Origin of the sequence: Natrinema salsiterrestre, assembly GCF_029502005.1 — an archaeon.
Classification (GTDB): domain Archaea; phylum Halobacteriota; class Halobacteria; order Halobacteriales; family Natrialbaceae; genus Natrinema; species Natrinema salsiterrestre.
This window is the reverse complement of the sequence record NZ_JAMQOT010000010.1, coordinates 1-21,374: the sequence shown is the minus strand read 5'-3', so window position 1 is coordinate 21,374 and position 21,374 is coordinate 1. Positions and strand designations below refer to the sequence as shown.

24 protein-coding genes are annotated in these 21,374 nt (G+C 52.7%); 8 read left to right on the top strand and 16 right to left on the bottom strand.

The window, feature by feature from the left end:
- Window position 1: 1 nt before the first annotated feature.
- The 5 genes from NDI89_RS20220 to NDI89_RS20200 are packed head-to-tail and all read right to left on the bottom strand — an operon-like array spanning window position 2 to window position 4,443.
- Window positions 2–1,117 (bottom strand): TrbL/VirB6 family protein, encoded by a 1,116-nt coding sequence (locus NDI89_RS20220; protein ID WP_277524324.1) that lies wholly within the window; start codon window positions 1,115–1,117, stop codon window positions 2–4.
- 2 nt (window positions 1,118–1,119) lie between these two features.
- Window positions 1,120–1,980: a hypothetical protein gene (locus NDI89_RS20215; RefSeq protein WP_277524322.1), complete on the bottom strand. Its 861-nt coding sequence runs from the start codon at window positions 1,978–1,980 to the stop codon at window positions 1,120–1,122.
- Window positions 1,977–3,710 carry a DUF8186 domain-containing protein gene (locus tag NDI89_RS20210; RefSeq protein ID WP_345781980.1) on the bottom strand — a complete coding sequence of 578 codons (1,734 nt, stop codon included), beginning with the start codon at window positions 3,708–3,710 and terminating at the stop codon, window positions 1,977–1,979. Before NDI89_RS20210 ends, NDI89_RS20215 begins: the two co-directional genes overlap by 4 nt.
- A gap of 28 nt (window positions 3,711–3,738) precedes the next feature.
- Window positions 3,739–4,158 carry a DUF7985 family protein gene (locus NDI89_RS20205; protein ID WP_277524318.1) on the bottom strand — a complete coding sequence of 140 codons (420 nt, stop codon included), beginning with the start codon at window positions 4,156–4,158 and terminating at the stop codon, window positions 3,739–3,741.
- 36 nt (window positions 4,159–4,194) lie between these two features.
- Window positions 4,195–4,443: a hypothetical protein gene (locus NDI89_RS20200; protein WP_277524317.1), complete on the bottom strand. Its 249-nt coding sequence runs from the start codon at window positions 4,441–4,443 to the stop codon at window positions 4,195–4,197.
- Window positions 4,444–4,644: 201 nt separating this feature from the next.
- Between NDI89_RS20200 and NDI89_RS20195 the strand changes: the two genes are divergently transcribed.
- The 5 genes from NDI89_RS20195 (at window position 4,645) to NDI89_RS20175 (ending at window position 12,408) form a co-directional block, all read left to right on the top strand.
- Window positions 4,645–5,628, top strand: a complete 984-nt coding sequence (locus tag NDI89_RS20195; RefSeq protein ID WP_277524315.1) for a DUF7544 domain-containing protein — start codon at window positions 4,645–4,647, stop codon at window positions 5,626–5,628.
- Between the two features lie 134 nt (window positions 5,629–5,762).
- Entirely contained in the window at window positions 5,763–5,993 is a 231-nt protein-coding gene (locus NDI89_RS20190; RefSeq protein ID WP_277524313.1) for a MarR family transcriptional regulator, read from the top strand.
- A gap of 378 nt (window positions 5,994–6,371) precedes the next feature.
- Window positions 6,372–9,563: a hybrid sensor histidine kinase/response regulator gene (locus NDI89_RS20185; RefSeq protein WP_277524310.1), complete on the top strand. Its 3,192-nt coding sequence runs from the start codon at window positions 6,372–6,374 to the stop codon at window positions 9,561–9,563.
- A 448-nt stretch (window positions 9,564–10,011) separates the two neighbouring features.
- Window positions 10,012–11,190 carry a sensor histidine kinase gene (locus NDI89_RS20180; RefSeq protein WP_277524307.1) on the top strand — a complete coding sequence of 393 codons (1,179 nt, stop codon included), beginning with the start codon at window positions 10,012–10,014 and terminating at the stop codon, window positions 11,188–11,190.
- A 459-nt stretch (window positions 11,191–11,649) separates the two neighbouring features.
- Window positions 11,650–12,408: a hypothetical protein gene (locus NDI89_RS20175; protein WP_277524305.1), complete on the top strand. Its 759-nt coding sequence runs from the start codon at window positions 11,650–11,652 to the stop codon at window positions 12,406–12,408.
- 1,147 nt (window positions 12,409–13,555) lie between these two features.
- Here NDI89_RS20175 and NDI89_RS20170 read toward each other — a convergent pair.
- Together NDI89_RS20170 and NDI89_RS20165 are read right to left on the bottom strand one after the other, a co-directional pair.
- Window positions 13,556–13,732 (bottom strand): hypothetical protein, encoded by a 177-nt coding sequence (locus NDI89_RS20170; protein ID WP_277524303.1) that lies wholly within the window; start codon window positions 13,730–13,732, stop codon window positions 13,556–13,558.
- A 450-nt stretch (window positions 13,733–14,182) separates the two neighbouring features.
- Complete coding sequence (locus NDI89_RS20165) at window positions 14,183–14,506, bottom strand: DUF7344 domain-containing protein (protein WP_277524301.1); 324 nt, start codon at window positions 14,504–14,506, stop codon at window positions 14,183–14,185.
- A gap of 125 nt (window positions 14,507–14,631) precedes the next feature.
- Between NDI89_RS20165 and NDI89_RS20160 the strand changes: the two genes are divergently transcribed.
- Together NDI89_RS20160 and NDI89_RS20155 are read left to right on the top strand one after the other, a co-directional pair.
- A complete protein-coding gene (locus NDI89_RS20160; RefSeq protein ID WP_277524298.1) occupies window positions 14,632–14,883 on the top strand; it encodes a HalOD1 output domain-containing protein in 252 nt (83 codons plus the stop codon).
- A 462-nt stretch (window positions 14,884–15,345) separates the two neighbouring features.
- Window positions 15,346–15,510, top strand: a complete 165-nt coding sequence (locus NDI89_RS20155; RefSeq protein WP_277524464.1) for a helix-hairpin-helix domain-containing protein — start codon at window positions 15,346–15,348, stop codon at window positions 15,508–15,510.
- 230 nt (window positions 15,511–15,740) lie between these two features.
- Here NDI89_RS20155 and NDI89_RS20150 read toward each other — a convergent pair whose 3' ends face one another.
- From NDI89_RS20150 to NDI89_RS20135, 4 genes are read right to left on the bottom strand one after another with little or no spacing between them, the layout of a single operon-like run.
- Window positions 15,741–15,935, bottom strand: coding sequence for a hypothetical protein (locus NDI89_RS20150; RefSeq protein ID WP_277524296.1), 195 nt, complete (start codon window positions 15,933–15,935; stop codon window positions 15,741–15,743).
- Window positions 15,928–16,350: a hypothetical protein gene (locus NDI89_RS20145; protein ID WP_277524294.1), complete on the bottom strand. Its 423-nt coding sequence runs from the start codon at window positions 16,348–16,350 to the stop codon at window positions 15,928–15,930. Before NDI89_RS20145 ends, NDI89_RS20150 begins: the two co-directional genes overlap by 8 nt.
- A gap of 48 nt (window positions 16,351–16,398) precedes the next feature.
- A complete protein-coding gene (locus NDI89_RS20140; protein ID WP_277524290.1) occupies window positions 16,399–17,193 on the bottom strand; it encodes a hypothetical protein in 795 nt (264 codons plus the stop codon).
- On the bottom strand, window positions 17,190–18,341 hold the full coding sequence (locus NDI89_RS20135) for a tyrosine-type recombinase/integrase (RefSeq protein WP_277524288.1): 1,152 nt from the start codon (window positions 18,339–18,341) through the stop codon (window positions 17,190–17,192). The genes NDI89_RS20140 and NDI89_RS20135 overlap by 4 nt, the downstream gene beginning before the upstream one ends.
- A gap of 329 nt (window positions 18,342–18,670) precedes the next feature.
- On the opposite strand from NDI89_RS20135, the gene NDI89_RS20130 reads away from it, so the two are divergent.
- Window positions 18,671–18,991, top strand: coding sequence for a hypothetical protein (locus tag NDI89_RS20130; RefSeq protein ID WP_277524287.1), 321 nt, complete (start codon window positions 18,671–18,673; stop codon window positions 18,989–18,991).
- A gap of 51 nt (window positions 18,992–19,042) precedes the next feature.
- Here NDI89_RS20130 and NDI89_RS20125 read toward each other — a convergent pair whose 3' ends face one another.
- The 5 genes from NDI89_RS20125 to NDI89_RS20105 all read right to left on the bottom strand — a co-directional run.
- Entirely contained in the window at window positions 19,043–19,516 is a 474-nt protein-coding gene (locus tag NDI89_RS20125; RefSeq protein ID WP_277524285.1) for a zinc finger domain-containing protein, read from the bottom strand.
- 215 nt (window positions 19,517–19,731) lie between these two features.
- Window positions 19,732–19,911, bottom strand: coding sequence for a hypothetical protein (locus NDI89_RS20120; protein ID WP_277524283.1), 180 nt, complete (start codon window positions 19,909–19,911; stop codon window positions 19,732–19,734).
- A gap of 43 nt (window positions 19,912–19,954) precedes the next feature.
- Window positions 19,955–20,578, bottom strand: coding sequence for a Cap15 family cyclic dinucleotide receptor domain-containing protein (locus NDI89_RS20115; protein ID WP_277524280.1), 624 nt, complete (start codon window positions 20,576–20,578; stop codon window positions 19,955–19,957).
- Window positions 20,559–21,089 (bottom strand): nucleotidyltransferase-like protein, encoded by a 531-nt coding sequence (locus NDI89_RS20110; RefSeq protein WP_277524278.1) that lies wholly within the window; start codon window positions 21,087–21,089, stop codon window positions 20,559–20,561. Before NDI89_RS20110 ends, NDI89_RS20115 begins: the two co-directional genes overlap by 20 nt.
- Window positions 21,090–21,255: 166 nt before the next feature.
- On the bottom strand, window positions 21,256–21,374 hold a 119-nt coding region (locus tag NDI89_RS20105; protein ID WP_277523737.1), incomplete at its 5' end, for an integrase core domain-containing protein.

The window sequence follows — 21,374 nt, the reverse complement described above, 5'->3', positions numbered from 1 at the left end:
GTTAGTGGATACCTCGGTCAAAATCCATTCCACGGCCGTCACTCGCTGTCTCCGCTGTGACTCCACCGGGGTCGTTTTCCGTGCGGCGGTACGATGGTGCGCCTCCTCCCTCACCGGTATGCCCACCTCGAGCAGCAGCCTTCTGGGCAAGAGCGTGGCCCGCAGCGGCTTTCGGGCCCCACCGAGCGGCGGTCGTCGCGACGCCGGCGCCGCCAATGTAGGCCCCGGCAGCCACGCCGCCGACAAGAGCTGCTCCTTTTGTCGCACCTCCAAGGATCTTAGCGGTCAGCGGGGTTGCGAATTTGAAGGTCTTCCAAGTGAGATAGACCGCGATGAGAGGTAGTGAAGCGGCAACTAAGTACTTCAGAAACGCACTATTTGGAGAAAGAGCCCCTTCTGAGTAGAGCAGATCGTATCCTTTGAACACGACTGCTGCTGGAAGGGGAAGAACTGCTAGAGGAACAAATCGCTTGGAAAATCCCATCGCGATGTCGGAAAGGACTGGAATGTTACCGTATGCGAGGGCGAACGCCAACGGCATTCCATAGACATACACGTAGAGCAAAACCTCCCGGATGTAATATAGGGCCTCCAAAGCCCACATTGAGAGGCCACCGATAATCGCGAACACGAATGCAAGTCCGGGGTTCGTCAGTGACTCTTTGAGGAAATTCAGCATCGCATCAGCTAGGGAGTCCAGACTCGGCATCAACGCAATAGTGAATCCGTCGACGATGTAGAGGCCGAGAACACTCACCCAGTACCAACTGATAATGAGGAAGGCGCCAACCCAAGCGGTCTTCTTTGTCCGCCTCGCTTCATAGGCACTTCCAATATTGAATATTCGAACTGTGTGTCGTCCTTGTACACACATTACCAAAAGAAGTAGAGAGATAAGCAGAATCTCACCCCCAACCAACGCATCGCGAATTGCTGGCCAGGGTCCGTTTGTCGGCGCACCAAAGACAAATGCTCCCTCCGTTTCGGGCGTAGGGGTCCTAAACATCTCCTCAGAGAGAGTTTCATAACCGGTGTTCAACCCTTCCATGAAGAGGCCGATCACCCAATCTACGATGTCTTTGAACCCCTCTAGGATGACATCAATCAGGTCTACCATCGTTAGTCCTCACTAATTGTGATCCCGCAATTATCGAACTCTTCTGACGCAGAGTAATGGATACTGTAAGACTCAGAAACTCGGTCAGTCCTTACTTGTGTTTCCAAGACAACTTCGAAGCTCCCGTTTTGTTCTTCGTTCTTACACGAAGTCCCCTCTCCTCGAATGAACGCAAACGGTGAACGGTAACTGTACAATGTAAGCTGCTCTCCTGGTTCTATGACCATCTCATCAACTTCTGCATCCCTTTCTGGGTCGTATATGCCACTGATTTCATCGCTGTCGGCGTAGTTCGTTCCTTCCCCATCTGAGGGATACGGGACATCTCCAACGAAGAGGAGCTGCATGATCGCATCTGGGCCACTCCCTCGGTTTTCGACAGATACGAATGCCTCTTTAGTGATTTTATCACTTGAGCTATCCCACATCTTTTCAGGTCGATTCTTCCCTATTCCCATTTCCATAATTCTGAGATCAGGCTGGATAGAAAGGGAAGACTCCTCTACAGTCTCTTCGCCTTCTAGAGCGAGTACACGATATTCACCGGGGGAATACGTGGTTCCGATTTCGAACAAGACCTGTTGGGAACCTGTGGCCACATCACGCTGTCCGAACACTTCTCCATCCGGCTGGATGAGATTGATCTGATCGACATCGGTTTCTGCCGAAAGCTCAACGACAAGCTTTGTCCCATCGACAGCAATACGTTGGAGCGGACCTTGACCGTCTGGCGAGGTAGTTCTGTCACCAGATGTTCCAGAGCCACCATCGTTGTTCAGGCAGCCAGCAACGCTCACGAACGTAGCGCCTGTGAATGTTCGTAGGACGGTTCGCCTACTGATTCGTGGATTCTTCTGTGTCATGGATTTCGTTGGAAGATGTCTTCTGGACCGAGCATCCGCAGAAGTCGTTTGCCTGCGTAGAACATCACGAAAAACGGGAGGAGCTGCCAGCCAACCTCGAATACGAGAGCGAACCACCCCCCGATCGTCCCTAATGGGTGCCATCGAGCGGTTGCGGTATCACTCACGTATGCGGGATTATGGCTAAGCCACGAACCTGGGTGGTATCGAGCCGTGTAGATGCCCGGATCATCAATCGTCACGATAGCGACCCCGGACGCGTTGGTTTCGACACTCTGATCCGCGATGGTGATGTGTCCGTTCCGGGTGGTCCCTCCGATTGGATACTGCCGGCTATCATCGAGTTCGATCGGTGCACTGGTCTCATTATCCCGGAGCTCGAGCCGGACAGTCGCTTGCGATTGATTCTGCTCGACGACCTCTACGGAGAGGTTGCTACGCCGGAGCTGTCGCTGGGAGCCTCCCTCCGGTTCGATGATCGAGGCATTCACGCCTCGGACGATTCCGGCTACCTGAAGAGCGTCGCGGTCGACGTTTTCGGCACGTACCGCAACCCCATACGTCGTCGTGTACGACTCGTTGACGATGTCGATGTTGATGTTCTCTCCGATGGTATCGACTGGTGATGGGCGGTCAATCCCCCACGTATCGATGAGTTCCGGGCCGTTTCGAACTGGCTCGGCACGCGGACCGATACGCGACGGATACGCATGGACGTAGACCGGAATCGCATCGGATTCGACCGTGGTGCTATCCGTCCGGTTCGACCGAATGAGCGTATCCCAGTTGGTGTTTCGAGCAGTGTAGAACCGCCAGACTCCACGAACCCTCGTATCACCATCCTCAGTCAAGGTATACCCCTGCCACGGCCGAGACTGGAAGGTGGCAACGCCGGAATCCCCGTTGGGATACTCGGCATAATAGGTGGATGCCGAGAAGTCATAGATCTCGACGTCGATCGAATCCGAGACGGTATGTGATTCCGTCCGGTAGCTGACGGTGGTGTCTGTCTGATTGTTTCGACCAGTCTGGGTGGTCTTCTTTAGACGGACGTCGATCTCCGCTTCGAGCGTGAGATTTGCACTCCAGGCATCCTCAATCTGGTAGTTGAGAGTCGGCGTATGGGATCCGTCTTGCGCTGCGATGACCTCTTGATCGTTCTTCAATCGGACTTCTTCGATCTCGTGCTCCGCAAGCGCCCACTCAGTAGTCGCGTTTTCGGAGGAATTCCCGTTGGGGACCCGAACACGATAGTCGATGAACCCCCGGATCGACCCGTTCGGCGCGATATACAGCGGTGCCTCGCTGGACTCGAGGTGTCCCCGTGTGGAGGGGTGGACAGCGAAGATCGTGGCATGAGCATCATCGATGAAGACGCCGTCCTCGAGGTCCGCGTGTGGCGGATGTACGGAGGTGTCTGCGTTGCCAGCGTCGAGGTCCTCGAAGTCGTTTCGCGTCCACGTTGCAGCGGTCTCCGGCGGCCGTTTGAACGTAATATCTGTGCCATTAGCGACTTGGTGGACAGCGGAGCGGTTCTCGCCGTATCGCTGGCGGTACTCTTCTTGGGAGACGTAGTTGTCTGCATCGTGCGACCACAGTGATGCAGACTCGTTTTCAGTGAGCCCGTTCCCCTCCGTGCCCGGTCGCGGCGGACCAGCTGCGACGATGCCCGATGCTACGCTTGTCACGAGCACGGCGGCCATGAACACGGAGAGCTTTCGGTGGGACATGAGGCTCACGTCGGGGATAGCAGGGAGATTACCAGGGGACGAGGTCAACGCACTCCGCCAGCGGAAGGCTCATCATCGACCCAGCAACGGTATACAGTGGGCCGAGAACGACGAGGACAATCGCGGACTTCATCGCCGAGCGCTTGTGACGTTTGAGCCCCTTCTTTTGCTCCGGATTGAGCGTAAACATCTCGATAAGGGAGTCTGCTTGCCAGACGATAGCGAGGCCGACGATTCCCAGTGCAGTGGTTAGCTGGAAAAAGCCTTCAATCATGCTGGGAAGGTTGTCCGCACTACAGACTGCGTTACTCTGTGCCGCGACAGGCTGTACGGCAAACAGACTCAGAAGGACGATGGTGAATGCAGCCTGTTTTGGGATTCTACTGATCGTCGATGGCTCCGTTTCGGTGCTAGGTTCGGGTTCGGAGGAGTTGATATCCTGGGACATAGCGAGTTACTCATCAGTGGCATCTCCAGCCTGCGGCTAGCATTGCTGGTCCTCCACGAGCGACTGGAGATCGACGAATCGGTTGGTATTTTCAGCGATCTCTTCGAGTGTGTAGCCCTGCTCGCGGGCTCGCTCGACAAGGTCACGGAGTTCATCAGGATCGATACCTCTAACGTCCATTTCCTCGCGGAGTGCGCGACGATAGAGGGCAGAGGCGTTAATGTGGTCGTTCCACATTAGGTACAGATCATCGATCTCTTCGATAGTGACTGACCGTGTAATCATATATGCGAATTTGGGTATGCACTGGCTCAATCCCGGTGCATACTGTCATATCCATGGGGATGCAAATATATTTTTTGTTTGGTGCAATATGAAATAACACGGCCCCCTCTAACAGAATACTGTATTAAAGAACGTTCGTGCGGAAAAGTCCCGTGAGAGACCACCAGAAGGGCTAATTATCTGGTTAAACTTATCAAACATATGTCCCTCCACGCCGTCGAAAACATCGGAGAGGCGTTCAGCGTTACCCGGGAGTTCCTAACGCCGATCGACGTGCGCCGCTGGCTGAAGCTCGCGCTCGTCGTGTTCTTTGTCGGGAGTGGCGTTAGCTTCCCATCGGCACAGTTCAACACGTCGACGCCATCCAGAGATGTCCCTGAAAGCGGTCTCCCGTTCAACGTCCCGGTGGACATCGTACTGCTCGTTGTCGCGCTCATCGTTGCCGGACTCCTCCTCGGTGCGCTGTTCACGCTGATCGGAGCGATCATGGAATTCGTGCTGATCGAATCACTTCGAACCGGCGAGGTGTCGATCCGACGCTACTGGAGTCGCCGCTGGCGACAAGGACTCCGCCTGTTCGGGTTCCGGATCGCAATCGGGGTCCCGATGGTTGCACTGTTCGCCGGGTGGCTCGCGCTGCTCGTCGTTCCGATCCTAACTGGGCTCGACCTCACGATTCCCTTCGCAGCGTTCCTCGTCGGGATCCCAGTGTTATTTATCATCGGTCTATTGTACGCGCTGGTGTCGGGGTTAACGACCGTGTTCGTCGTGCCGCTAATGATACAGGCAGACTCCGGAGTTCTCGCGGCTTGGATGCGACTCTGGGGTTCGATCAGGTCAGCGTGGAAACAGTATCTAACGTATATCGTAATCGCGTTCCTGTTGACGGTCGCAGCCGGGATCATCGCCTCGAGCGTCGTCGGAATCATCGCAATCGTGCTTCTCATTCCCGTTCTCATCGTGGCTGCTGTCACACACGTGACGGTCTCGCTGTCGTCGACAGTCGGAACCGTCCTCCTCGTCGGGCTCGCACTCCTATTCGGGCTGTCGATACTCATCATCTCGGCGCTCGCGCAGGTTCCAGTCGTGATGTATCTCAGATACTACGCGCTGCTCGTACTCGGTGACATCGAGGAGTCGTTCGACATCCTTTCCAATCATCAATCAACGACAGAGGGCCCGTGACCGGCAAACCTCCATTGTATTCAATCGTAAACGCGACCACTAACTCATTTATGGCAGACTCAAAACCAATATCGCAATACGAGCGCTAAACCGAAATTATCTATACCGTTCTCAGACCACTGTTACCATAACACATGAGATGTTCAGTAGAAACTTCACTTGAAAAACTACCACCAAGTGCAAAACTCGTCTATAAAACCTTAGAATATGAGGGGGAATGTACGCAGAAGGAACTCGTAGAAGAGACGATGCTTGTCGCCCGAACTGTTCGCTATGCGATTTCTCGGCTTGAGGAGGAAGAACTGATTAAGAAACAGGTGTTCTTCCAGGATGCTCGTCAATATCTCTATACAGTATCTAAATGAATTGGCAAAAATCGATGGTTTGAGTGTTTAACCCAGCTATTTCCCACCAAAATTATGATCTCCTGCAAGGAGTCGGTTCCCTTCCTTGTAGAGTTTCTCACCCCCAGTGGCTGCATTCGTCAGCATGAAACTGATCGATGGTCCCTTTCAACCGTTCCAATCAGTCATCGGCTTCGGAATCGTTCGCCATCTCAGACCATCCCCAGTTAGAGTGCTGTGATAGCGAGGAGAAAGAGCACCAGAATACGATGGCGATTTTGTAGTAAATCAGAGTCGATCTCTCAGGTTAAGTCGCTATCTCATTGTTTCAAGTGATATTTCTGAAGTCGCGTTTGAGCGGCCGAAAGAACAACGAGACAGGATACAAGAATTATAAATATGCCAACTACCGGGGAGGGGGATATCTCGGTCCTTCACGTGGACGCTGAGTCGAATTTTGCCGAGATGGTTGCAAGGATTCTTGAACGGGAGGACGACCGGTTTTCCGTCGAGACGGCGACTAATGCGAGGGAAGGACTCGATTATTTAGCGGAGAACCATGTCGACTGTGTCGTCAGCGACTACGATTTGCCGGGCCAGAACGGAATTGCGTTCTTCGAAGCGATCCGGACCGAGCATTCCGACCTCCCGTTCATTCTCTACACAGGGAAGGGATCAGAAGAAGTCGCAAGTAAGGCGATCTCGGCAGGGGTCACTGATTATCTTCAAAAAGAGGGAGGGACTGATCAGTACACGTTGCTGGCAAATCGGATCCGGAACGCTGTCGAACAGTACCGAGCCAACCGACGAATCACGAACAACCATCGAATCAACTCGGTTGTACGGAAGGTCAACAAGGCACTCATTCATGCAACGACGCAAACTCAAATCGACGAGCGCGTCTGTGAGATTATCAGTGATTCAAAACCGTACCAGTTCGCCTGGATCGGTGAGCATGACACTGAGACAAAAACTGTTGAGCCCCGGACAGCCATCGGTATCGGGACGGAGTCTCTCCACACAATCAAGATTACGACCGACGAAAGTCCAACTGGACAAGGCCCAACCGAACGAGCTGTGCAGAATCGCGAACTGGAAATAGTGAAGGATATTGTAGAAATTCCCCAATATAAGCCGTGGCGAAAGCAAGCCATCGAGCAAGGGTGTCGATCTAGTGCCGCTATTCCACTCGTTTATGAGGATACGCTGTATGGCGTCCTGACTATCTACGCTGATCGCACGCATGCCTTCGATGAAGAGGAGCAACAGTTGCTCTCAAATCTCGGCGAGACCATCGCTCACGCCCACCATCGGATAGACCTCCAGCGACAGTACGTCGAACAGTACCGCAACTTGTTCGAGGAAGCCCCGGTGATGATCGTGTCTACGCAAGCGACCACTGATGAACCGATTATTGATGACTGTAATCGAGCGTTCACCGAACGGCTCGGATACACGCGTACAGAACTTCAGGGGACATCTTTGGCTGACCACTACACCAAATCATCCGCCGACAAACTTCTCGAGAAAGGATATCAACAGGCACTATCCGGCGAGTTCGTGCGTGAACAGCGAACGTTAGTAACTCGTGATGGGGAAGAGGTGTCCACCATCCTCCGTGCGTCACCACGCCGAAATCAGAACGGCGAGATCATCGGGACACTCGCGCTGTATCTCGATATTACGAACGAGCAGCAGGTACAGGAACTCGAGCAGACGAATGCTCTGCTTTCGACCCTATTCGATACTCTTCCCCAGGGTATTCTTGCAGAGACGGAATCACGCGAAGTCCTAGCAGCCAATCAACAGTTTTTCGAGTTGTTCGAGTTGCCAAGTTCCCCGGCGGATGTTCTCGGTGCGGATTGTGAAGAGATGGCCGAAAAAGCCAGTGAAATGTTCGTTGAGTCGGAGGGATTCATCGAACGAATTAATACCCTAATCGCTGAGGGCCAGTCTCTGGACAGTGAGGAATTGGCACTCACAGACGGTCGAATATTTGAACGAGCGCACCGTCCAATCGAACTTTCGACAGGAGATGGTCATTTGTGGGTATATCAAGACATCACCGAGCGCAAGCACCGCGATCAGGACCTCCAGACGATGAAACGGCAACTCGAAGCGATTCTCGAGAATTCGACGACACCGATGTTCATGAAGGAAGACAACGGTAAGTACATCTTCGTCAACCAGGCATACCGGGACCTATTTGATCTCCAAGACGAGCAGATCGTCGGGCGGACTGATCACGACATTCATTCCTCAGAGATGGCTGAGGAAGTCCAGCAGAACGATATGGCTGCTATCGGGCATGAAGAACCGGTCAAAGCCGAGGAACGCATACTCGTTGGTAATGAGGAACGTATCTTCATCACAACAAAAGTCCCCATCTACGATACGGGTACGCGGTCCGGTTCCGATACACCGGTAGCTATGTTTGGCGTTGCGACAGATATCTCTGAACGGAAAAATTACGAACAACGACTCCAAGCACTGAACCAAGCGATACGTCAATTACTGACCGCTGAAACGCGCGAGGAAGTCGCTGAAATCGGTGTCAAGGTCGCCAAAGAAATCCTCAATCTCGATGCGAACTCTATCCATCTGTACGACGAGAAGGAATCAGCGTTGAAACCAGTCGCGGCGAGTGATGCCGTCTACGAGCTCGTCGGTGATCCCCCCACGTTCACTGGCGATGATAGCATCGCGTGGCGCGTTTACGAACAGGGTGATGCACACGCACTCGACGATATTCACGACGATCCGGACAGATACAATCCAGAGACGCCGATCAGGAGTGGATTGTATCTTCCACTTGACAACCATGGCATCCTGATTGCTGGGTCACCGACGCCAGCAGCATTCGACCAACGAGACGTGCTACTTGGCGATATCCTCACCAGCAACATCGCTATCGCACTTGATCAAGTCGATCGAACCAACCAACTTCGTGATCGCGAGCAAGAACTAATGCGACAAAACGAACGATTGGAACAGTTCGCTAGTGTCATCTCTCATGATCTCCGGAACCCGTTGAACGTAGCTGAGGGGAATTTGGAACTCGCTCGCGAGGAATACGACAGTAAATACCTCGAGGAGATTAGTTGGGCCAATGAGCGGATGCGGACGTTGATCGATGATCTCCTCCTCCTGGCTCGGGAAGGCGATGCTGTGACCGACCGCAAAAGAATCGAGCTTGGAGCGCTCATTGAGGGATGTTGGGAAAACGTTGCCACAGGTGACGCCACGCTCACTGCCAATATTGACCGAACCATCCAGGCTGACGAAAGCCGTCTGAAACAGCTGTTCGAAAATCTGTATCGCAATGCGGTCGAGCATGGCGGCGAGAACGTGACTGTGTCTGTCGGCGAACTAGATGACGGATTTTATATTGAGGACGACGGACCTGGCATTCCAGAAGACGACCGGTTTGAGGTGTTCGAAGTCGGGTATTCCACCTCGGAGAATGGGACTGGGTTCGGGTTGAGTATCGTCCAAGATATTGTCACAGCCCACGACTGGCAGATTGAGAGTACTGCGGGAAACGATGGCGGCGCGCGCTTCGAAATTACTGGGGTAGAATTCGTAGAGTAACAGCGCTGGCCTGTCAGTACGTCTGCTTGCGCGGCCCCGAAATCAGAATCCGTTCGTCAGTGTATCGGTACATCCGCTCGTGACCACTCGCCGATGTTCAGTTTTGCCTCCGCATAGAGTATTGCTGTGTGGATATTTCCGCCTTGCCTTAGAGCGAATGGGTGTTCAGTTCGCATCTATAGTTACCAAAAGCGGCGTGTCCGAGAAGTAGAACAGAACCGGACAGGAGATCGCGAATCAGCGGTCAATAAAGGCCGCGTACATTTTATTGACACAATATTATGGGTTTAACACATATTCTAATACCAACATTGTTTGGTGAAACACTGAAACGGACAGAACTAGATAGTATATACACGCGACGGAACTAGTAACCAGAGACAAAAGAGGTGATGAAAGATCGGCGATTTTAGCAGCGAAACAACCAGCTGAAACTCCCACACGAGAAATGACTGAAAGCGAATTAGCTGCACAGGAAGTGAGACAGGAACTCTATAGTTCGATCCGAAGAGATGCTTCGTTTGAGGAAAAAGCAAATGATGCGCTTACTCTCGGCAAGCGATATCTAGGTGTGGATAATGGGCATCTCACACGGACCGATCAGGAAACCAATTACTGGGAAGTGATAGCCAGTACTGACCCAGCAGACGGACAATTCCCCCCTGGTCTGGAACTCGACCTTGGGACAACATACTGTCGTCAAACGATTACAGCTCACTCTCAAATTGCTCTCCATGATGCCCCGAAGCAAGGATGGGCTGATGACCCAGCTTTCGAAACACATGGCCTTCACTGCTATCACGGAACACGACTCGTAGTAGACGGAGAGCCCTATGGAACAGTCTGTTTCGTTGCTGAAGACCCACGAAATGAGCCATTCAGTGATGGAGAGATACTGTTTACTGAACTCATCACCCGGTTGCTCGAACGTGAACTCGAACGAGAGCAACACGAGACTAAACTTACCAGACAAGCCAACCTCGCCACTGTGCTTAACCGAGTGCTTCGACACAACCTCCGGAACGACATGTCTATAATCAGAGGGCATACGCAACTTATGGCTGAGAAACTAGAGGACGATCCCTCTGGCGATATTGCACTCAACCAAATCGATAATCTCCTCAAATTGAGTCAGAAAGCACGTGATCTGAATCGGATTGTCACCGCCGATTATGACCGCGAATCCACGGACATTGTAGCACTCGTTAAGAATGTTGGCGAGACAGTCACACAAGAAAACTCGTCAGCGTCAGTTTCTATCAACTATAACGAAGAAGTTACGGTAGACGTGTCGCCGAGTTTTGCACAGGCTGTCGAGGAACTAATCGAGAACGCTGTGAAGCATAGCAGTGAGACTCCGACTGTCACCGTGACCATTGAATCAGTCCGAAATGCCGTCGAGATTCAGATCTCAGATGATGGGCCAGGACTGGCTGATCACGAAGCTGATGTGTTGAAAACAGGAACAGAAACCCCGCTAGATCATGGTAGTGGGTTAGGACTGTGGATTTCTCGTTGGATTGTTACTAATCATAATGGTTCCGTGGAGGCAACCGACACGGAAGGGGGAACAACGATGACGATATCAGTTCCACGGAAGTCTACAACGGAATTCGGTAGACGTTAACACTTGTCAAAGCGTGCTATCTTGTTGAAAATGTTTAAATAGATTTCCCACGATGACTTTTGACAATTGCTGAGAAGATACAGAAGCCGTTCCAGTATAAGAGTTGGAAGTAGATCAGGATAGACCCGTCTGACCACTACTGACCCTTCTCAGACACTACCAGATAGACGTTTTTGATACGGGTGGAACGAATGTGCTGGTCAGTTCGCGTCTCTATTTACCGTGAGTGCTGTGTCCGCAAACTCCGTCTTCAAGGACAGCCGTAAGTATGGACGGACAAAACACTGAAGATTGTAATTCACTCTAGAAATAATATACAAAATAGAGGTGGATAGATGAGTAAGAGGGCGAATTCAAAACCATCTATAATTTTGTATACTTTCCTCCGTAAAGATCGAAACTGTTTGAGAAAAATTCTGGAACCCTCGTATTTTTGTAATCGTGTGGGGGAGTGTCAGTATGGATTCTCCGCCTTCTGGATGGAATATGCATAGATTCGGTGAAAAATCAGTGAGGTTTAGTAACAATGCAAAACGCATCGAGGTCGGTATCAAACCGATCTCCCGAGCGGGAAAGACGAGTCAGTCTGATACGAACTCTGCGAGATTTGTCATCCATGTCCATCAGGATCGATCTGGTGAAGGAACCTTCGGGAATCGGAACATGCAAACGTCCGTTAAGGACTGGAATAAGGCAGTGACCACGATCTACGCCTTCATGGAAGAATTTAATGCGGAACAAGCAGCGCTACCGCCTGACGAAGTAGAATCAGTTCATCGGAGTCTTGATGACGTCAAGACTGCCGAAGCCGTTCTTTCGGCAACAACAGCTGCGGAAGCGCTTACTGATGCAGCAGGGTACACGGACGAGTTATTGCTGAACGTCTTAGCCACAGAGACAAACAACCAGTGTCGATTGGTAGCTCACCGCCAAGGGAGTGATGTCAATACCATTCATCAGAATCTAGGTTCAGGACACGGTACTATCTCCATCGCAACGATACACGCTGCATTCCCAGTAGATGCATTAGGTGTCAAAACGATACTGGATGCAGAAATGCCGATTGCGATAACAACACATGTCGGCAAACACACGATCTATCGGTTCATTTTTGGCGACAATACAGAAACGGATATCGTCCTTCCTCGCGGAATACAGCTCGTGACCCCGGAATTTGAGCGGACGGTGATGAACGTCCTAGACGAGAAGTGGACATAATATTATAGAGAGGCTGTGTAAAGAGGCGGATAGATCGACACCTCCGGGGACCGGTCGTTCTCCTGAGGTGTAGGCCAGCGTTTGATATGCTTGTACTTGCGGTCGCAGTACCCGTGATTCGAGTACTTCAGGCATCAATTCGTACGTCAACAAGGTACTCCGAGCCAGACCCAGAACTGACGAGATACTGTCCCAGGAAATCCTTGACACACGGTTCAGCTGTTAAAAGTTGTGTGTGACTAATATAATTTATAAACGAAGATATAGATCGTTTTATTTCACGAGAAATACGTCCACCACCGTTCCAACTTCCATGTCATTCATATCGAAATTGGAACTCCGTTAGGCACAAACTTTTTTGAATACACCACAGGTTTATACTCATGGAAAATCCTCAGGAGCCTGACTCAAAACCATCGACTGACGGAGGATCAGATTTCTTGAACCATAATAGAGGCCCCCCTCGCAATTATGTACTCTCCACTAGCGATATCGAAACTTGGGTATGGATTCTAATGGGAGCCCTCTTACTCACTGTCCCTCCATTAGGATTCTTCGTCGCAGGATGGTATCTTTTCGATTCTATTGGTACCGTCGACGAAAAGGGGATCAGATACATCCCCCTACATCGATCAATAAGTAGGCCTCTATGGATCATTCTGCTTGCAATTGGTTCCCTCATTTTTGGATCACTGTTCCAATATCTCCTCTTTCGTCTCTTGGTGTGGCTAACAGCTATTAAATAGAAAAACACCGGCTATAGCCGCGCCCACCGAGATCGAAGTAAGAAGTATTCGCCGGTTCACGAATCTGCCTTCCAATACAACTGGTAAGTGTTTTCGGGAAGAGAACTGTATAATTCGATATGTACTTACTGCGGATACTGTGTCCGCGAATCCTGTCCTCGAGGAACGCCGAGCGGGTGTGATATAAAAGGACAGGGGGGGGGGGACAATTCTGGCTGACTGATAATCTGGACGAGATTGATTGTCATGCCGCCGAACATATTCACTGTCGCGTTCCTCACAGGCGCGACACGGTGACTTAGTTAACCCCCACCCCGAGTCATCCACCTACTCCGTCCGGCGGCCATCCTCCTTTGCCCATCCGGGCGGTTTTGAGACCACAACCAACCTCCCAGCGATAGCTATCTAATCTCGGGTGCGTCGACGGCCTCGGCGGGCCCAACGTCGTGACTGACGAGGCGGTCGGCGGCCAGGTACCACGCCTGTTCGGCGAGCTCGGGATTGGCCTGCTCGTAGTGGACTGAAAACTCAGTCAATGCGACGGCAACTAGGAGGTCCTCGTGTCGATCGGTCAGCATCGCCAACGTTGGCTGCGGCTTCGTATATAAACCTTCGCGGTCCAGAAATCGCCGACAGGGGGATGTCGGCGTTAATATCCCTTCGGTGGTGTGTCAACCATGGTGGGTCTGAGACCGGGTGACAATATGGCCAATGGCTTCATATCGGAGCGATCTCAGTGCGGCGAGGTCTGGATGTCTCGTGTCGAACAGTCAATGGGTGTTGACTAATCTTTCCCCCTCGCCATCTGATCGTTGGGATACAACTGACATCAACCTATTGGCCGTTCTCAGCTGTTTGATACCGGTAGAAACAGCGTTTAGTTTCTTTTTGAACAGAGCGATCTGGGACAACTCACAAATTGAAATAGAGTAAACCTTCAAATTGTATGCGGGCGCAGTGATTGATGTCCGGGTCGGTAATTCATATCCATGAGGTCATCTCCCCAACCCCTCATCTTCCCGGATATTCTACTCCATTTCCAGGACCTTCGTAGTGATGAGGAGCGTATCGAACGTTGTTGGTGGATCGTCTATCTCAATCTCGTTCGTCTCAACGTGGTGAGAGACGAACCCTAACGGTTCCATTTTCGGGAGATGTTTATGATGTATCGACACTTCGATCTGTTCGCTTGTCCCGCTGATGCCTGCTCCATCCGTGGGTGCGGCCATATCTGCAACTGCCTCAGCTACCTCACCGATGGGAACGGGGGCTGTTTGCTCATCCAGATAGTAGAAGACATATCGCCGTTCTTGGTCATGCAACAGGTCGAGCACGGTATCTACAGAGATCATGGTAAAATATAGCACACGACTGCATATCCTTGTTGTGGCAAATTACTACCATTCCCAATTAAGTCCACCAGACCGCCAGTCATTAATACAGGTGGGTAGAGTCTGGCTAACGCAGGAAGGGAACGATGGAAAAAGACAAAATATCCACCAGAGTAATTTTAGATGTTGCAAAAAGAGACGGAACAGATCCAGTAAATCTCCCACCACTGCACAACACAATCAATGCTGATGCTCTTGATGCCCTCTTTGAGTTGGACGGGGATGGAGAGACCGAACCGAAGCAAGTAGAATTTTCATATCACGGATATACTGTTCTCGTGGAGTACGACGGCGAGACAGACATCTCACTCGAGGACGAGCAGGCACCAGCTCAGTGACGGAAATCGGATCAATACGAACCGCGTCGGCCTGGCGACCTCGAAGGCGACCGTCCGCGAGTACGAGACGCTCGAGGGGTTGCGGAGGGGTGACAGGGAGCGGTTGGAAAGTGTCTATGGGGTTGGCGAAGAGACGGAAGAAACGGTTCTTGAACTGATTTGAAATCAGAATTAGACCGAGACTCGATTCGAACATGCTGGACAGGTCATCAACCCATTTTTGATGAGCATGTATGAGCCACCACATCGAGGGCACAAACTACCAAGTTCCATCTTCGACTCATGGAGGATTCCACGGAGTGTATTGAGCGTTCGGCGCTGGTCAGTCTCCACCTCTATCAGTTGATCGCGTAGCTGTTCGGCTTCCACAGCCCTCGCTCGGCTACGGATTATTTTCGCTCCCCGCGTCTGTTGAGGCATAAGGTATAGCACGCCCTACACGGAGACAAAGTAGATGTTCAGATCGCATTCTTCTGGACAGCAGTTGGGCCGGCGACCTCGAAGGCGATCGCCCGCGAGTACGACGATTTGGACGACGTTCGAGATAGTAGCAGGGAGCGGTTGGAGTCGGTGACCGATATCGGAGAGGAACGGGTCGGGGCTGTTTTGAGTAGGGTTCGGGAGTAGCGCTAGCGAATCGGAATCAACGACGGAATATCGTTTCGACAGTCCCTACAGACACAAACGGTATCGTAGACAGTCGGTTCGTTCGCCCATTCGAGGTTTTCGGTTGTACCACAGACAGAGCATGCATCGGTTGGCACGGCGCGGGCCTCTACCAGCACAAACAGCTTAGTTCTTTCAGAAGCGTGACAGACTGTACTACTCGCTGTCCTAAACCGTATTCGAGAGACCGGCTAGGAGAGTTCTGCCACGAGCAACACGCCGGCCGTGAGCATGAGCCAGATTTCAGGACGACGGAGGAGTCCGGTTTTGAGACGTCGATACCCACGCTGCCAGCGCGAGAGGTCCGGTTCCACGACGGTTCCCTCAGCTACGTGTGCGCCCGTCTCGGCGTCGTAGGCGTCGACGGTGGGTTTGTCTTTATCCATCGACATCCACCCGCTCTAAGTCATTGAGCGCCCGCCTGAAGTCGTCGGGATCATATTCTTCGGCCAGCCGGTCGAACACGATATCGACGCCACCGTTCTCGAGCCACGCCTTCTTGTCGTCGAGATTGCCACCGGGACACTCGTCGTCGAAGATCCGCATGTAGGTTTTCAGTACGTCCCACGCCGCCGGTTTCGTTGCCTGTTCTTGGTAAAACTCGAAATCGGCCGTTCCGAAGTCCGACCACGAACAGTCGCGGTACTGGTGTTCGATCACCGAACGCGAACAGCCGCCCTGATAGTGATACACTTGCCCGTCGCAGTCGGGGCACTCAGCGTACGCTGGCCCCTCGTACCACTGTTTGAACGTCGTGCGATACCACCAGCGGAGGTCGGCGAGTGTGTGGCGTAGGTTCATGTACTGAAGTTCGGCTGTTTGATAGTTGAAGGTATCGGGGACAGGCGGTCACCTGCGAAGCCGATCTATCCGGCTCGCAACCTGCATAGCCTCAAGCGGGTTTTCCCAGTCCTCGATATCTCGGTCAGACCACCGTTCGCTAGGGTCTTCTTGATGTTCGTCCGTGAATTTCTTGAACGCTCTCTCAGAGAGGTCGTTTCTTGCACCCTCGTTGTGGTACTGATTCGGCTGGTGTCGTGGATCATAGATCACTTCGAGACTGTCCCGGGAGAGTGCGAGAAGCCCGATATTATCTGATTTGAACTCGTCCAAATTGTCTTCGGCCCGGTGAACACATTTAGCGTCCATGACAACATGAGAGAAGTCCCCAAGAGACGCTCGGTACTTCTTTGCCTGCATGATCCCCGACTTCCAGTCGCTGATTTTCAGCTCGAACGTTTCCACAGTCTCGAGGATGTTATTCGGGAGGTGGAAATGAAGCCAGCCGTCAGAGTCCTCTAAAAGATAGTTTTGCTCTATTAGCCAGTCGACAGCCTCTTCTGGATTATCTCGGCGGGCAAGTCGGCTCACTAACTCATCTTTCGTGATTGGTGACCCACTTTTAGCCCAGCTATAGGCAGCGCGATACTCGTCAGGAACACCCTCCGTGTTTCCGTACCGTACGAGACGTTTCCATGCGCGGTCTGGATCGACGTGAGCGGCGGCGAAATCCGCACGCGAACCGCGAGTACCTACGGAGACCTCGTGGAATAGGTACGACGCATACCGCTCATCTAACTGACTACCCATCACCTCTTCGAACGTGGGGTGCATGTCTTCCTCTTCGCGTCTGAAAACCGTCATTCGTTCTCAAACACCTCCGTATTGTCTTCGGCCAGCTCGCTCGCTTCGATGTGCGAGTACATTTCACTCGTCGTCTGTGGGTCGGCGTGTCGCAACGTTCGTTGTGACGCCGCGGCCCCATGCTCACGATAGAGCTTTTCGCCCACGCCGCGGCGGGCTCCGTGTAGCGTGAGATAGTCTTTTGGCGAGTCCTCGAGTGGGACATCAGCTTCCTTCGAGAGTCGCTTCATGAGCGTCCGAGCGCCGGACTTGCTCATCGACGGCGGTTTGATGTCTCTTTCAAGAACGAACTCCCACGGGTTTCCGTCGGGACGGTCATGTTCCGAGTTGTCGATTGCATCGTACAGCGACGGTGGATGCCGGGAGGGAAAGACCGGCCAGTCCTCATTCGGGGGCATCAACAGCGTCTCGAGCCGCCGGAGTGGTTCGACTGCCTGTTCGGGAAGCGCCGTTTCCTCCTCGTCCTGGCTTTTCCCCAGCACGTCGAGATAGCCGTCCTCGAGATCGACGTCACCCCATCGGATGCCGTTGCGTCGGGAGTCACGGGAGTCGGCCAGTAGTTCCGCACCACGAACGCCCGTATAGGCGAGGACAGCCAACAACGCCCGGTTGCGGACTTGCTCGAACGCGTCCATCCCGTCGGCGTCGATCGCCTCACGTGCCTGTTCGTCGACGTAGTCCATGATCGCACGGCGTTGTTCTGGCTGCCAAAACTGTTGATCGCCGCTGTTGCTCGTCGATCGCGAGGGCATTTCCTTTTTCGCGCGCTCCTTTTCAGCCGGATTCTCGGCCAGATACTCCCACCGAACAGCCCACGAGAGGAACGCAGAGATGTAGTTGTAGTATGTCCACGCACTCGAGGCGCTGATTCCCTTACTGGAATCGGCCTGTTTCGCACGGACCCGCTGTTCTAAGTGCGAGGCGTAGCGTTGCATCGTTCGCACCGAGACGTCCTCGAGCGTGTGCGTCTCTCGCTTCCCACACCATGTGATCCACTTTGACGTGACTCGGTGGAGATTTCGCGGATAGTTGCCGTCGATCTCTGAGGGATCGCCGTCGTAGTTGCCGTCGAACGATCGGATGCACTCGTCAAGGGCGTTCTCGAGGAGTTTTCCCGTGGGTGAAGGCCCGGAATCTGTTGTTTCCATCGACTCGGCTTACCCAAGGGCGCGGACCTACAAAATAGCACCGTACATTATTGGTCTAATGTACTGTGTCCTGTTGATGTTGATTCGTTTGTGGTTACAGGCTTTGAGAGTATCGATATCGGGGTATAAATGGTGTTGTGAAAGTATCGTAAACAGTATAGTGCTATACAGAATACTTCCGCCCCAGCTCTAGTCAGTTCGTGCGTTGAAAGTATCGTCTGACGTGGTTTGAAGCACTCTCGCCCCGGTCCCCGGCAGAAGCAAGCACAATTCACTTTCACTCCGGTGGCGGCAGTCTTTACCTGTTCACAACCCAACGACAGGATGTAATGACGACGGACGGTTTTGATGACGTCGCCGACGACCTCGAAAAGCTAGCCGAAAACGCCGAAGAACTCGACGGCGAGAATGAGGTTCCGTGGGACGAACTCTACAACGAGCAGTTCATGCGGAAGCACACGAGCTTTTCCTCGCTTGAGGAGTTTCTAAGGGACAGTCCATGGGACGCTGACTCAGTAGACGAGTTACTCAAACTGGCTTCACAAAACGAAATAGATGAATACGTCGACAAGTATACTCGGTTCCCCACCGGGGAAAGAATGCAGGGGAAGGCAGTCGAGGAGTGGGCGGCAGGGCAACTCGGTTTTTAATCCCCGAACCGACTGATTTCACGCTGTCCCTGTGAACGCCTCGAGTCCTGCCTATTCACTCTCCTCCTCGGACTCGCCGTCGCCCTCGCTCTCGAGGATACCGGCCTCGCGAGCGGCGTCGACGCGGTCAGCATGGGCGCTCCGAACGCGGTGACCCGATGGGCGCTGGCACTTCCGACCGGCGTTCGCGCCGCAGGTCGGGCACGCGACCTCGTCGGCGATCTCACGCACTCGCTCGCGAACGCGCTGCCGACGCTGGGCGCGTGTTCCAATGTAGCTCTCTGGCGGCGTCCACGGATCGGCCGCGTACCATCCCTCGGCGGCTTCCTCAAGTCGAAGCCACTCGGTCGAGCTCGGCGCGTTCGCATCGATGTTGACGAACTGGTCGGGCGTCTCGTGGGGCCTCTCGTCGGCGTCCTCGAGCGTGTCCGCGCCGCAGGCACACGCAACGACGAAGCCCGCGTCGCCGGTCTTCATAATCCGCGTCTTCGTGTCGGTTGGCGTCGCGATCGGGTCATCCGTCACAGCTGGCCACCTCCGGCGAATTGCTCGAGACCAGACTGGCGGCTACTGTCCTGCTTGCTACGGTTTCGTTTCTGTTCCCATCTGAGCATCCCCTCCGTGACCGCGTGCTCGTCGTAGTAGTCATCCACCGCGGCGTCGACGTCCTCGAGGAACGTGAGCCCGACTCCGAACGCGACTGATGAGTTGGAATATCGATACCCCTAATCGACAGGATACTACACCGACGTCCGCTGGCGCATCGCATCCTCGATCTCGAGTCCGTGACTCGCGGCGATCTCTTTCGCGATCACCCACGCTCTGCTCGCCCGTTCGGGTTGGACGTCCTTCCGATCGTCGTGGCATTCGACGAGCGCTTCAACGATGAGGAGATCCTCTTGTGGGGTGCGATCGTACATCGCCGGCGTTGGCTGCGGCTTCCTATATAAGATACAGACCAAATCAGTCTTCAACGCGCTTTAGCTCAAATCGGCCCGTATTTTCCCGATTTGGTCCAGTATAGTATGTCCCAGAGAAAGTATCCTCTTCTGGGTTATAGTCTAACATGGTTGTCCCGTAATGATGGTTTTTCTCGTCATGATGAGCGTCTCCAGTGTTCTCATAATTGTACGTCAGTGATGGCCAATGCCCTCCGACTAGTATTGTTGCACCGATGCTTTCGGACGTCGAATCAGGACCATTTAAAAAGATCAGAATCTCATCCCAAGTCTGTTCGATTTCAATTGTAGCCTCCATCGGAGTTAGACCCTCATGTTCTATTTCTGCAGTTTCACTTGGCTCTGCATCATCGTATGATGTATAGAGGTGACCTTCCCATTTGCCACTGAAATCTGGAACCTTCGTAATGCCAATTTTGCGAGATAGGTCCCAATTCCATATTCTATTGGTGAAGAGATAGTAAACAACGTATGAGGATAGACCAAACGAGAGTGAACCAAGCGCAAATCCAAATCGAACTTGGAGAATTTGGGCGATAAAACCGCTTCCGAGAGAGATGCTAAGTGCTATCGCTCCGAGAGATAAGTACGTCTTCCACCGACGCTTATCAGTTGAATAGCTGTGCATTTTTTTGTTTGTCGTACCAGTCGTCCCACATCCCTCTAAGACGGGAGATCATGTACTCTGCCTCGCTTACTTCCCACTGCGTGTTACTGGATCCGAACAGTTCCTCCATCTCGGAAACCTGATCGAACCCCTCAAGATCGTCGCTTTCCTCGGCGTCTTCAAGGAATTGCAGCGTCTCATCAAATCGGTCTGCACGGTTTGAGCGTTTGAGGATAGCCTCGGGAACGTTGTATATCAGGCACTCGATGCCGTAGGAGTGCGCGCCGATCGTCCAGACGGTATCGAAGTTTTCGTTGTAGTAGTCACGTGCGTTTTTGAATATTCGCACAGTTTCCTTATAGTTCGAATGCATATCACAGCCATTCTCATAGTGCAGGCCAGGATAGTTGACGATCGTCTCCGAGGAGAACCGGGGTTGAAAAGCCATCCCCGAGTCATATGTTCCGTCCTTGTAGGCGGGATAGCTGGTATAATGCCGATGTTCGACGCAGGGAACAAGATCTACATCCACGTTGAGCCGACCGCTCTCTTTGCTTATCTCGATTGCTTTTCCTGTCCAGCTAATATTCCTACTGTCGAATTTCTTGGTAAGCCATTCCCAGACGTCTTCGGCAAAATTGTCATACCCGTAGTCCGCTGAACTGTGGTGTCGAAGATAACGCTCTCGATGGCACTGTCTAGTTTAGCACCTCCGCTGGCGTCTGTCCGTTGAGTGACTGGTGCGGTCGCTGTGTGTTATAGTAGTGTACGAACTGTTCAATCCATCCTCTGACGCTCGCCCGACTGCCGACCCATG